Origin of the sequence: Polynucleobacter sp. MWH-Braz-FAM2G, from assembly GCF_018687635.1 — a bacterium.
Taxonomy (GTDB): domain Bacteria; phylum Pseudomonadota; class Gammaproteobacteria; order Burkholderiales; family Burkholderiaceae; genus Polynucleobacter.
Genome location: NZ_CP061300.1, coordinates 1,600,654 through 1,612,828, shown reverse-complemented (window position 1 = coordinate 1,612,828; position 12,175 = coordinate 1,600,654). Strand labels below are relative to the sequence as shown.

Annotated in this window: 11 protein-coding genes; 10 read left to right on the top strand and 1 reads right to left on the bottom strand. The window is 42.6% G+C overall.

Annotation, left to right across the window (positions count from 1 at the left end; all coding sequences use genetic code 11):
- Positions 1-126 precede the first annotated feature (126 nt).
- The 5 genes from FD973_RS08140 (at position 127) to FD973_RS08120 (ending at position 6,783) form a co-directional block, all read left to right on the top strand.
- Entirely contained in the window at positions 127-459 is a 333-nt protein-coding gene (locus FD973_RS08140; RefSeq protein ID WP_215322847.1) for a hypothetical protein, read from the top strand.
- Positions 460-753: 294 nt separating this feature from the next.
- Positions 754-2,019 carry a TolC family protein gene (locus FD973_RS08135; protein WP_215322846.1) on the top strand — a complete coding sequence of 422 codons (1,266 nt, stop codon included), beginning with the start codon at positions 754-756 and terminating at the stop codon, positions 2,017-2,019.
- The gene (locus FD973_RS08130) at positions 2,016-3,362 is read left to right on the top strand and encodes an efflux RND transporter periplasmic adaptor subunit (protein ID WP_215322845.1); all 1,347 of its coding nucleotides are present in this window, start codon (positions 2,016-2,018) and stop codon (positions 3,360-3,362) included. The genes FD973_RS08135 and FD973_RS08130 overlap by 4 nt, the downstream gene beginning before the upstream one ends.
- Before the next feature lie 5 nt (positions 3,363-3,367).
- On the top strand, positions 3,368-6,463 hold the full coding sequence (locus FD973_RS08125; protein ID WP_215322844.1) for an efflux RND transporter permease subunit: 3,096 nt from the start codon (positions 3,368-3,370) through the stop codon (positions 6,461-6,463).
- Positions 6,460-6,783 carry a P-II family nitrogen regulator gene (locus tag FD973_RS08120; protein ID WP_215322843.1) on the top strand — a complete coding sequence of 108 codons (324 nt, stop codon included), beginning with the start codon at positions 6,460-6,462 and terminating at the stop codon, positions 6,781-6,783. The genes FD973_RS08125 and FD973_RS08120 overlap by 4 nt, the downstream gene beginning before the upstream one ends.
- An 11-nt stretch (positions 6,784-6,794) precedes the next feature.
- Here the strand turns inward: FD973_RS08120 and FD973_RS08115 are convergent, their stop codons facing one another.
- Complete coding sequence (locus FD973_RS08115; protein ID WP_215322842.1) at positions 6,795-7,709, bottom strand: LysR family transcriptional regulator; 915 nt, start codon at positions 7,707-7,709, stop codon at positions 6,795-6,797.
- Between the two features lie 100 nt (positions 7,710-7,809).
- Here FD973_RS08115 and FD973_RS08110 point away from each other — a divergent pair, with 100 nt between their 5' ends.
- The 5 genes from FD973_RS08110 to benB all read left to right on the top strand — a co-directional run bounded on the left by FD973_RS08110 (position 7,810) and on the right by benB (position 12,158).
- Entirely contained in the window at positions 7,810-8,955 is a 1,146-nt protein-coding gene (locus FD973_RS08110) for a muconate/chloromuconate family cycloisomerase (protein ID WP_215322841.1), read from the top strand.
- Between the two features lie 12 nt (positions 8,956-8,967).
- On the top strand, positions 8,968-9,258 hold the full coding sequence (catC, locus tag FD973_RS08105) for a muconolactone Delta-isomerase (RefSeq protein WP_215322840.1): 291 nt from the start codon (positions 8,968-8,970) through the stop codon (positions 9,256-9,258).
- A gap of 75 nt (positions 9,259-9,333) precedes the next feature.
- Positions 9,334-10,254, top strand: a complete 921-nt coding sequence (gene catA, locus FD973_RS08100) for a catechol 1,2-dioxygenase (protein ID WP_215322839.1) — start codon at positions 9,334-9,336, stop codon at positions 10,252-10,254.
- A 45-nt stretch (positions 10,255-10,299) separates the two neighbouring features.
- Positions 10,300-11,670, top strand: a complete 1,371-nt coding sequence (benA, locus tag FD973_RS08095; RefSeq protein ID WP_215322838.1) for a benzoate 1,2-dioxygenase large subunit — start codon at positions 10,300-10,302, stop codon at positions 11,668-11,670.
- Positions 11,667-12,158 (top strand): benzoate 1,2-dioxygenase small subunit, encoded by a 492-nt coding sequence (benB, locus tag FD973_RS08090; RefSeq protein WP_215322837.1) that lies wholly within the window; start codon positions 11,667-11,669, stop codon positions 12,156-12,158. Before benA ends, benB begins: the two co-directional genes overlap by 4 nt.
- Positions 12,159-12,175: the final 17 nt, after the last annotated feature.

Genomic DNA, 12,175 nt, shown 5'->3' with positions numbered 1-12,175 from the left:
CCTTGGAGGGTATTTTTTAAAATAAATATCAGTAAATATCAGAATTAAATTCAAATATTATCTGCTTTATTAAGAATGATATTGCTTCTATATTGGTTTCAAGATGTTTCAAAAAGGAGATTAAGTATGGATGTGATCTTGAACCCTAAAGAGCTGGATGAACCAGAATTAAAGACATTTACTGAAAATAAGGTGAAATGCTCGCTTAAGCGTTTATTTTGGTTGGTGCGAAAGATTAAGGTAAGTTATTCACTGGTTCATCAATCTAAAACGGGATGCAACCAAAATTGCTTGATTGAGTTCCAAACATTTGACCATCAACAGATTGAAGTGAGTGTGACGGCAAGAGATAAAAGAACGGCTCTAGATATGGGCCTAAAAAGAGTTTACAAACACGTGCAAAAGATATTTCATAAGGCCCAAAAGTACGGAAGATTATCAAAGCAAGTGCATGCTTGATACGAATTATTGAAACGACACATAACTATGATCTAATAGATTAATAAACGGGGAGTAGCCTGCCCAGAAATGGGTCTTATATATCGTCATTACGACTATTAAGTCCGGTATATAGGTAATGCGTTAGGGCAAGACCATTTAATTTTTTAATAAATGGCTAAATTGAATAACTCACACCTATTCCCGTATTCAGGTAATTGTTTCTGCTTATTCGCCCTTAATTGGGGCGGTAAGTTTTTATTTCGTGCAAAAAATTGGGATAATTCAAAACTGATACATTTAAATTCAATGCACATGAAGTTGCATCGCTTGTTGGCGGTTATTGCGATTGGTAGTGTTCTCACTACCAATGTATTTGCGCAAACTCAAAAGTCTTATACGATCAATGATTTAATCACTATTGCCCTTGAGTCAAGCCCTCAGGTGTTGGCTGCACGAGATCAATCAAAAGCCATCAAAGGCCAGCTTTCTGCGGCACGTGCAATTCCCAATCCCGAATTTGAAATTGGCACAGGTCAACAGCGTTCAGTAACAGGACCTCTTACTGTTGGCAATGTCTCTTCGTGGGCGGTGACTCAACCTCTGGATATGCCTTACACCCGTTTTCCAAGAGTAAACGCAGCGGAAGCCAACTTTCGTTCGGCCGAGGCAACTCGTATTGCTTTTGAAGTGGAGACGATTTCAAAAGTTCAACAACGTTTTTATGAATTAATGCGCCGTGAGGCTGAAGCAAAGGCTTTTGAAGAGGATTTGAACTTAACCAAGCAAATACGTGATCGAATGCAGGTGAGGTATGACGTTGGAGAAACGGCACGCTTCGATCTAATTAGATCTCAGACTGAGTTTTTAAATGCCCAGATTGCCGCAGAGTCTGGAAAATTAAGGGTTGAACAGGCCCGCAGTCAATTACGCCAAACTGTTGGCCATACCTTGCCGCCACATTTTTCAGTAGTGCCTGAGCAGCCAAAGACCGAGACATTGCCACCACTAAATATTTTATTGACTGAGCTTCAATCACAAAGCCCTGAGTTACAAAAGGCTAAGGCTGATGTAGAGGCTAGCGAATCAAAATTGAGCTTTGAGAAAAATGCTCGATTACCGCGTTTGGCTTTTAAGGCATCTCAATATAACGATCCAAACTTTACGGATCGACTGTATGGTTTGCAAATTAGCATTCCAATATGGGATTTTAGGGGCGGTCAAATTGCTGAAGCAGAAGCCAATGCATCAAAGGCAAAAAATCAACTGAATGCACAAAGTCAAAGTCTAGAGCAACAGCTTGAGACTGCTTACAAGCTATATCAAATAGCCACCTATCAAGTAAAGGTCCTGGACCAAGAGGTGGTTCAGCTCGCCGCAACTGCGCAGCGCATAGCGGAGGTGTCATATCGCTATGGGGAGCGCGGAATGTTGGAATATTTGGATGCGCAAAGAACCTTTCGGGCAGCAAGAAACGATTTAATTAAGGCACGTTTTGATTTAGCTTCTGTAGTTACCGAGATTCAAAGATTAAGAGCGAGTCCCGAATGGCTTGCAAAGATAGAAAGTGGAATGCAATGAAACAAGAATTTATAGATTTCATAGCGGAGCTGAGACCAAGAGTGGTTTCTTTGTTAAATAAGGTGAGATATCACTCAAAGGAATATTTAGAGCAAATTATTCAAACTCAAAATAAGTTTTATCAAGGCGCTCATGATTGGCTTGCTAGTCGGGCTCCATCTGTAACTAGACGTTACGATGCCAGCCCGCATTGGTTAAAAAAGGGATTGCTTTACTTACCATGGGCGGTGATCCTTTTTATTACCTTGAATTATTTCAATGTATTCGATCGAAATCCCGTCATTAAGTCCGTTCAAGATCCGAACGTGGTAGTAGTTAACGAGGATTTGCACAAAATGATTGCAGATGGAAAGGCGCAAATATCCCCATTTGTTGAGGAATTGCGTGCGTCTGGAAGAGTTGACTTTAATGAGCTATTTCTTTCGCGGATTGGTGCAAACGTCACTGGTCGTGTTTCAGATATTTTGGCGGTACCTGGACAGATGGTGAAGCAGGGCGATGTGTTAGCAAAAATTACATCAACAGAGTTAACTCAATCTCAATTGGCTTACTTAAAGGCGAAGAGTGCGAGTCAATTAGCTGATCAAGCGGCTAATCGGGCAAAAATTCTTTACAAAGAAGATGTGATTGCATTGGCTGAGCTGCAAAAACGCGAAGCTGAGTCTAGTAGCGCTAGAGCAGAGTTTCGTGCTGCCAATGATCAGTTGCGAGTGCAAGGCATGGATCAAGCCAGCATTAATCGCTTGGCTAAGTCTGGTTTGATTGAATCCATTAATAATGTTATTGCTACGATTCCGGGTGAGATAGTAGAGAGAAAAATTAATAAAGGCCAGGTTGTACAGCCTGCAGATGCATTATTTACTGTGGCTGACTTAAGTACTTTATGGGCTATTTCTGAGGTACCCGAAAGCAACTCTTATCTTATTCGCAAGGGTCAAAAAGCATATGTAATCATTCCTGCGCTTCGTAATCAGCAGATAGAAGGGGTTGTTGCTCACGTGGATTCCATAGTAAATCCACAAACTCGCACTGTCGTGGTTCGCATGGAATTATCCAATAAAGAGGGGCAAATTAAGCCCGGCATGTTGGCGACAATGCTCATTGAAAGTCAGCCAATCGAAAAATTGGTTGTGCCAGTGGGTGCTGTAGTTCGCGAAGACAATCATGACCACGTATTTATTAGGCTGGATGATGATATGTATCGCATGGTTCCGGTTAAGCTTGGTCCGGAAGGAAGAGGGTATCGCCCAGTTATCTCAGGATTAAAAGAGGGTCAAGAAATTGCCACGGAAGGTGCATACCATTTGAATACTGAACGTAAACGTCAGCTGAGTGGTGGATAAGTGACATGATTGAAAGAATCGTTCGTCTTTCTCTACAGCAGCGTTTGCTGGTGGTAATTATTGCCATAGTGCTACTAGTTGCCGGTTTATTGGCTACCAAAAGACTTTCCGTTGATGCATTTCCGGATGTAACTAATGTGCAAGTTCAGGTAGCGGCAGAAGCTCCTGGTAAATCGCCTGAAGAGGTAGAACGTTTTGTCACAATTCCAATCGAATTGGGGATGACCGGATTACCCGGCTTAACGGAGATGCGTTCTCTTAATCGCAACGGAATTTCTGTAATCACTTTGGTGTTTACAGAAAAGACTGATATTTATTTTGCTCGGCAATTGGTTACGGAGCGATTAATTGAAGTTGCTTCAAAGATGCCGCTGGGCATAACGCCTGTCTTGGCGCCTCCATCTACTGGCTTAGGTGAAATATATCAGTACACCCTAGATCACCCATCCGATCGTCATCGTGAGCTATCTGTTGATGAACTTTCAGAGCGTCGCGCAGTACAAGACTGGATTGTGCGACCCATGTTGCGATCCATTCCTGGCGTTGCCGAAATTAATACCCAAGGAGGTTATGCAAGAGAGTATCAAGTGCTGGTCAATCCAGAACGTCTGCGACATTATCAAATTAGTCTGCATGAAGTCTATCAAGCTCTTGCTCGAAACAATGCCAATTCAGGGGGAGGTCAATTACCAAGTTACGCTGAGCGATATCTGATTCGTGGGCTCGGATTGATCAATAAGCCAGAGGACATCGGCAAGATTATTTTGAAAGAAGTAAAGGGCATTCCGGTATATGTGAAAAACGTAGCTGAAGTCTCTATAGGAAGCGAGATTCGACAAGGCGCCGCAATCAAAAATGGTGATACCGAGAGTGTTGCTGGCATCGTACAGATGATTCGTGGCGGCAATGCGCGAGATGTGGTCAATCGCATTAAGCTAAAAGTAGCGGAGATAAATGGCGGCAAGTTATTGCCTGATGGCCTGCAAATTGTGCCATTCTACGATCGCACTGATCTCGTAAATGCTGCGATGTTTAATGTGGCAAAGGTGCTGATTGAAGGCGTCATACTCGTCATCATTTTATTGTTCTTATTTTTAGGCGATGTGCGTTCATCATTGATTGTGGTCGCAACCCTGTTGCTAACGCCATTACTCACCTTCTTGGTCATGAATCGCTATGGTATTTCTGCTAACTTGATGTCCTTAGGTGGGCTTGCTATCGCAATCGGCATCATGGTAGATGGCTCCGTAGTGGTAGTGGAAAATACCTTTGCCAAACTTGGGGAGCGCTTGAAGGCGGGAGAGTCTAAGAACCGTATTATCTTAGAGGCAGCATCAGAAGTTGGGAAGCCTGTATTGTTCGGTGTTGGCATCATTATTTTGGTTTTCATGCCCTTGCTATCACTTGAGGGTATGGAGGGGAAAATGTTTGCCCCTATGGCTATTACGATTGCCATTGCCTTAACAATCTCCTTGATTTTGTCCTTCACCTTGTCCCCTGTCTTGTGTTCTTACATTTTGAAGGGCGGCAGTGAGGACGATACCAAGGTAGTTAAAAAGTTACGCGCACCTTACGAACGTTGGTTGCATTGGAGTCTAGAAAACCCAAAATTAGTTGTTAAGAGATCACTGATTGCTTTGGGTATTAGCTTAGTTGGATTTGTTTTGTTGGGTAAGGCCTTTATACCAGTGATGCAAGAAGGTTCAATTACGCCCGTGATTGTGCGAGCACCAAATATCTCTTTAGATGAATCGATCAAATTAGAGTTTGAAGCTATTAAACGCATCATGACTATTCCGGGAGTGGAGATGGCGGTCTCTAGACTCGGTAAAGGCGAATCACCTGCAGATCCTGGCCAGCCAAATGAATCAGATCCTATCGTTACACTCAAACCTCTTGGAGATAGGGATCTAAGTCAGGAAGAGATTGCACAGCAAATTCGCGAAAAACTAAAAACCTTGCCTGGAATCGAGTTGGCAATTTCTCAGCCGATTGTTGCTCGTGTCGACGAAATGGTTTCTGGAGTTCGCTCTCAAGTAGCTGTCAAAATCTTCGGTGAAGATCTAGCTGTTTTGCAAAAGCTAGGTTCGCAAATTGGACAAATTCTTACCAAAATGAAGGGAAGTAATGACTTGCGGATTGAGCAAGCTTCTGGACAAAACTATCTTAATATCAAAATAGATCGCGATGCCATTGCTCGTTACGGTATCAATGTTTCCGATGTAAATGAGGTTATTGAAACTGCAATTGGCGGTAAGCAGGCAAGTACTATTTATGAGGGAGAGCGACGCTTCCCATTGGTTCTGCGTTATCCAAGCTCTTACAGAAACAACATTGACGCAATTGAAAATATTATTCTGCATTCTCCAGATGGCGCGCAGGTGTTATTGCGAGATTTGGCAGAAATCACCCTAATTGAGGGGCCCGCACAAATCTCACGCGAATCGGGTAGAAGGCGTTTGGTGGTTGGCGTGAATGTTGAAGGGCGTGACTTGGGTGGCTTTGTGCAAGAGGCGCAGGATTTAATAGCTAAGAATGTTGAATTACCTCAGGGTTATACCTTGCAATGGGGCGGTCAGTTTGAAAACATGCAAAGGGCCATGGCGCGCCTGATGATTATTATTCCTCTAACTATCTTGGCAATTTTCTTCTTGCTGTTTATGTTGTTCAAGTCAATTCGTTTGGCGGGCCTCATCATCTTAGTTCTGCCATTTGCTTCTATTGGCGGAGTGTTTGGATTATTTATTACCGGCGAGTATCTTTCTGTTCCTGCGGCAGTAGGGTTCATTAATTTATGGGGTATTGCTGTACTTAATGGTGTGGTGCTGATTTCGTTTATTAAACAATTGCGTGAAGATGGTTACAGCATGGAGGACGCCTTACTGCATGGTTGCGGACATCGCTTTAGACCAGTCATGATGACAGCCTCAGTTGCAATGCTTGCATTGGTTCCAATGTTGTTTTCAGGTGGCCCTGGATCAGAGGTTACTCGCCCACTCGCTGCTGTTGTAATTGCGGGTTTGGTTACATCAACAGCCCTAACGTTATTAGTCTTGCCAGTCCTGTATAGATGGTTTGAAGAGAAAGAGGTGGAAGCATGATGGAAGTCAAAGCGGTGATTCGCCCAAATAAATTACCCGCTCTAAGAGCGGCTTTAATGGAGACGCCAGGTTTTCCGGGGATGACTGTATGCAAAGTTGAGGGTTGTAGTGCACCCTCAAAGCAAGGCAAGACCAATATTAAAGATGAGCTGACAGACTATTCTGCAAAAGTACGCATAGAAATTGTTTGTAACGCAGAACTTGCCCCTTCACTAATGGATAAGATTGTGTCTATTTGTCAGACGGGGCAAATGGGCGATGGTGTAGTGTGGTGTACGCCAGTTCCCAGAGCATTCTTTATTGCTAAATCATCTACATAAACTTATAAAAATTACAACTCCTCTCGACTGTAGCTGATACCTTCTTCGTCATAGATGCAATAAATAAGGTCTAGCATTGCTTTAATCTCTTCTGACTTATCCATTGATCTGGTGCTCATAATGATAGGTGAGTAAGCATGTTTTTCATTGAGCTCTAAATAGACCACATCATCTCTCTTCATGCCTTGCAGGCTTAGCGGCACAATAGAAACGCCTTCGCCTGCAGCTACTAAACCAATTGCAATTTGCAGCTCTCTCACTTCAATAATTTTTTTCGGGTGTACATCTCTTTCTTTAAAGCCATTTAGCACTTGATCTGCAAAGCTTGGTCGTGGATTTTTAGGAAAGACAATTAAGTTTTCTTCTGCTAGATCCTTTAGGTTAATTGGCTTGGTCGATTTAGAGAGTGGATGTTCAAAAGGTACTGCAGCAATTAACTTTTCTTCTCTTAATACGATTCTTCTGATATTGGCATCTTCATGTCGAACACGTCCAAAGCCAATATCAATTTTTCCGTCTTTTAGTGCTTTGAGTTGTTCCATTGTCGTCATCTCATACATGCGTAATTCAATCGAATTAAATTTCGCGCGATATTTGCGGATGATCTTAGGAAGTTTTCCGTACAAAGTTGATGCAACAAAGCCAACATTCAAGATGCGATTAATATTTCCGACTCTCTGGGTCATCGCCTTCAACTCACCAGTTCTTGCTAATACTTGTCTTGCATGTTCGTAGAAAAAATTACCCGCATCCGTGAGTTTTAGTGGACGAGAGTTTCTAACAAACAGCGTTACCCCAAGCTCTTCCTCTAATTGTTGGATTTGCCTACTCAATGGTGGCTGAGCAATGAAGAGCCTTTCAGAAGCCCGAGTGAAATTTTTTTCTTCTGCAACAGCGACAAAGTAGCGTAGGTGCCTTAATTCCATATGTATACCTTTTAAGTATCAAAAGGATACCAAATCAGTCTTGGACTAGTCAAAAACTCCTGTTTAGAGTTCATTTATCCGAAAACTATACGAAATAAATATGATTAGCTCAGTAGAAACCCTAATAGTTGATGTGCCGACAATTCGCCCCCACAAGCTATCTGTGGCCACGATGAATTCTCAAGCGCTCGTGTTGGTATGCATCCGTTGTGCTGATGGAATCGAGGGATGGGGCGAGGCAACAACTATTGGTGGATTGAACTATGGCGAAGAGAGCCCTGAGAGTATCAAGACAAATATTGATACTTATTTTGCGCCACTCATTATTGGAATGAAGGCTGAACAGGCTGCCAAGGTGATGCATAAATTACGTACAACGATTCAAGGTAATCGTTTTGCAAAATGCGCAATTGAAACAGCTTTGCTAGATGCGCAGGGCAAGCGCTTAGGTGTGCCCGTAAGTGAGTTACTAGGTGGCCGAGTTCGAGACCAGCTTCCAGTGGCATGGACTTTAGCAAGTGGCAATACTGAAAAAGATATTGCTGAAGCGGAAAAGATGATTGCGCTTCGCCGTCACAACATTTTCAAGCTCAAAATCGGTTTACGTTCAGTACAAGCTGATGTAGACCATGTATTGGCAATTAAAAAGGCACTTGGTCCAGATATCAGCGTTCGTGTAGATGTAAACCAAGCATGGAGCGAATTGAATGCAGTAAGGGGAATTGCAGCATTGCAAGCTGGAGGCGTTGACTTAATTGAGCAGCCAGTCAAAGCAAATCATAAAGCTAGCATGGCGCGCCTCACAAATCAATTTGATGTAGCCATCATGGCTGATGAAGCATTACATGGTCCAAGCGATGCATTAGATCTTGCCAATAAATTTGCTGCAGATGTCTTTGCTGTAAAGATTAATCAATCTGGTGGATTATTCCCAGCACTTCAAGTTGCAACAATTGCGGAATTGAGTGGTGTTGCTTTATATGGTGGAACTATGCTTGAAGGGGCTATTGGTACCGCAGCATCTGCGCATGTATTTTCTACTTTCCAAGATCTTTCATTCGGTACAGAACTATTTGGACCGCTACTGCTCACAGAAGAAATCTTAGCTGAGCCATTGGTTTACAAGGATTTTTGCTTGCAAGTGCCAACAGGCCCTGGCTTGGGCATTCAGTTGGATATGGAAAAAATCAATTACCTAAAACGTCAACAAGGTCATTCGGATCAAGTTGATTTGATAACCGCCTAAACAGGAGACAGCATGTTATTCCACGTAAGAATGAATGTGAATTTGCCGACTTCAATGCCTGAAGCTGAAGCAGCGGTATTGAAAAAGAAGGAAAAAGAGATTGCACAAGATTTGCAGAACTCCGGCAAGTGGCGCCACCTATGGCGAATTGCTGGGCAGTACGCAAATATCAGCATCTTTGATGTGAACAGTGTGGACGAGTTGCATACAGCAATTTCTACATTACCTCTGTTTCCATATATGCAAATTGAAGTAATGCCATTGTGCAGACATCCATCTTCTGTGCGGGAGGATGACAGTTAACCCTTTGAAAAATTTCCTGATTTACCAATCATAAAAGTAGCAAATCAAATACAAACAAATTTAAAGGAATTGAAAATGAAACATACCGAAATTGAAAAATTAGCAAAAGAATGGATCGTAGATGCAGCTGATGCACCTGCAAACAAACGTGTTCAAGAAATTACCTTGCGTTTGGTTACGGATCTCTGTAAGGCAATTGAAGACTTAGACATTACTCCAACTGAGTTTTGGAAAGGTTTGGAGTATTTCTCAGAAGCTGGTGCTCGAAATGAATTAGGCTTATTAGCTCCTGGTATTGGTCTAGAGCGCTTTTTAGACATGCGCGCTGATGAAGCAGATGAAAAAGCAGGTCTAACAGGCGGTACACCACGTGCTATTGAAGGTCCTTTGTATGTAGCTGGCGCACCTGAATCAACAGGTTTCGCTCGCATGGATGATGGTACTGAAGTAGATAAAGCAGAGCCGCTATTTATGCAGGGTACTGTTTATGGTGCTGACGGCAAGCCATTAGCAAATGCCAAGGTAGAAGTTTGGCATGCTAATACATTAGGCGGTTATTCATTCTTTGATAAAACGCAGTCTTCATTTAATCTGCGTCGCACTATTATTACTGATGAGAATGGGCGTTATTCATTCCAAAGCATCATGCCAAATGGTTATGGCTGCCCTCCTGATGGTTCAACTCAGGCTTTATTGAATTTGTTGGGACGTCATGGCAATCGTCCTGCACACGTTCATTTCTTTGTAACTGCACCAGGCCATCGTAAGTTAACCACCCAAATCAATATCGACGGTGATAAGTACCTTTGGGATGACTTTGCATTTGCTAGTCGTGAAGGTCTTGTTCCTCCTGTAGTTCGTATTAGCGATCCTGCTGAACTCAAAGCCAAGGGTGTAACTAAGCCATTTGCTTCGATTGATTTTGATATTCAGATGGTGGTTGAGAAGCCTTCAGCCGCATCTGGAATCGTTGAAAGAACTCGCGCAGCTGCGTAATTGAATAAGGGGGTGCATGGCACCCCATTCATAAAAGGATAAAAAATGATCCCAATTCATGTAGATAACAGCCCCAAACTCAAAAGTATTGATGAATTTTTAATTGAGGATAAAGAGAAGGGCGATTATCGCCTCCACCGCAGTGCCTTTACTGATAAAGACCTATTCGAATTAGAGATGAAACACATCTTTGAAGGTAATTGGATTTATTTAGCGCACGAAAGCCAGATTCCTAATATTAATGACTATTACTCTACTTATATTGGTAGTCAGCCAATTTTCATCTCGCGCAATCGTCAAGGTGAACTAAATGCCATGATGAATGCTTGTAGTCATCGTGGCGCTCAGTTATGCCGTCATAAGCGTGGCAATAAAGCGACTTTCACTTGCCCATTTCATGGCTGGACATTCAATAACAGTGGAAAGTTATTGAAGGTAAAAGACCCAGAAGATGCGGGATATCCAGACTGCTTTAATAAAGAGGGTTCACATGACCTGAAGAAGGTGCCCAAGTTTGAAAGTTATCGCGGATTCTTGTTTGGCAGCTTGAATGATGATGTAGCTCCTTTGAAAGATTTCTTAGGTGAGGCGGCCAAAATTATTGACATGATTGTGGATCAATCGGTTGATGGGCTAGAGGTATTGAAGGGTTCTTCAACTTATACCTTTAATGGCAATTGGAAGCTTCAGGCAGAAAATGGCGCAGATGGATATCACGTCTCAGCGGTGCACTGGAACTACGCAGCAACAACAAACCATCGCAAAGAGCAAGAGGCGATTCGCGAAGACAAAATTAAAGCGATGGATGCCGGCAAGTGGGGCAAGCAAGGTGGTGGATTCTATTCATTCGACCATGGCCATATGTTGTTATGGACCAAGTGGGCAAACCCCGAAGATCGTCCTAATTTCCCAAGGCATCAAGAATTTTCAGACAAGTTTGGCAAACCAATTGCCGATTGGATGATCGAACGTTCTAGAAATTTATGTCTATATCCAAATGTGTACCTAATGGATCAATTTGGTTCGCAGATTCGTTTGCTACGTCCTTTAGCCGTAGATAAAACTGAGGTGACAATTTACTGTATCGCTCCAAAAGGAGAGTCGGCAGAGGCTCGTTCTAGAAGAATTCGCCAATACGAAGATTTCTTCAACGTAAGTGGTATGGCAACTCCAGATGACCTAGAGGAGTTTAGGGCGTGCCAAGAAGGTTTTGCTGCAAAGACGATTGAGTGGAACGATATGTGCCGTGGTTCGGAGCATTGGATTGAAGGCGCTGATGATGCGGCTAAAGAGATTGGTCTGAAACCAATATTAAGTGGTTTGAAAACAGAAGACGAGGGTCTATATACAGTGCAGCACCGCTATTGGCTCGAAACAATGAAAAAAGCAGTTGAGCAAGAGCAGGTGAGCGCATGAAAACAATCTCCATTTTAGATATCAATGCATATTTGTATTACGAAAGTCGCTTGCTAGATGACGAGCAATGGGATGAATGGCTTGAGTGCTATAGCCCAGATGCCGAGTTTTGGATGCCATCTTGGGACGATAACGACGAGCTGGTAACAAATCCACAAGAAGAAATTTCTTTGATTTATTACCCCAATCGCCAAGGTCTTGAAGATCGTGTTTTCCGTATCAAAACTGAGCGCTCAAGCGCGACTATGCCAGATACAAGAACTTGCCATAACGTGACTAATGTCGAGTTAGAAAAACGTGAGGGTGATATCTGCACTGTGCGTTTTAACTGGCATACCTTAAGTCATCGTTACAAGACTAATTACAGCTACTTTGGTATGTCTCGTTATGTAATCGATTTTTCAGGCGATAAGCCAAAAATCTTAAATAAGTATGTAGTTCTGAAGAATGATTACATCAGTCAAGTAATTGACATCTATCACATTTAATTGAATGGCAGAATGCT

What these genes read in the sequence shown, in the direction of transcription:
- FD973_RS08140 (WP_215322847.1), top strand. Translation starts at nt 127, where the DNA reads ATGGATGTGATCTTGAACCCTAAAGAGCTGGATGAACCAGAATTAAAG.
- FD973_RS08135 (WP_215322846.1), top strand. Translation starts at nt 754, where the DNA reads ATGAAGTTGCATCGCTTGTTGGCGGTTATTGCGATTGGTAGTGTTCTC.
- FD973_RS08130 (WP_215322845.1), top strand. Translation starts at nt 2,016, where the DNA reads ATGAAACAAGAATTTATAGATTTCATAGCGGAGCTGAGACCAAGAGTG.
- FD973_RS08125 (WP_215322844.1), top strand. Translation starts at nt 3,368, where the DNA reads ATGATTGAAAGAATCGTTCGTCTTTCTCTACAGCAGCGTTTGCTGGTG.
- FD973_RS08120 (WP_215322843.1), top strand. Translation starts at nt 6,460, where the DNA reads ATGATGGAAGTCAAAGCGGTGATTCGCCCAAATAAATTACCCGCTCTA.
- FD973_RS08115 (WP_215322842.1), bottom strand. Translation starts at nt 7,709, where the DNA reads ATGGAATTAAGGCACCTACGCTACTTTGTCGCTGTTGCAGAAGAAAAA.
- FD973_RS08110 (WP_215322841.1), top strand. Translation starts at nt 7,810, where the DNA reads ATGATTAGCTCAGTAGAAACCCTAATAGTTGATGTGCCGACAATTCGC.
- catC (WP_215322840.1), top strand. Translation starts at nt 8,968, where the DNA reads ATGTTATTCCACGTAAGAATGAATGTGAATTTGCCGACTTCAATGCCT.
- catA (WP_215322839.1), top strand. Translation starts at nt 9,334, where the DNA reads ATGAAACATACCGAAATTGAAAAATTAGCAAAAGAATGGATCGTAGAT.
- benA (WP_215322838.1), top strand. Translation starts at nt 10,300, where the DNA reads ATGATCCCAATTCATGTAGATAACAGCCCCAAACTCAAAAGTATTGAT.
- benB (WP_215322837.1), top strand. Translation starts at nt 11,667, where the DNA reads ATGAAAACAATCTCCATTTTAGATATCAATGCATATTTGTATTACGAA.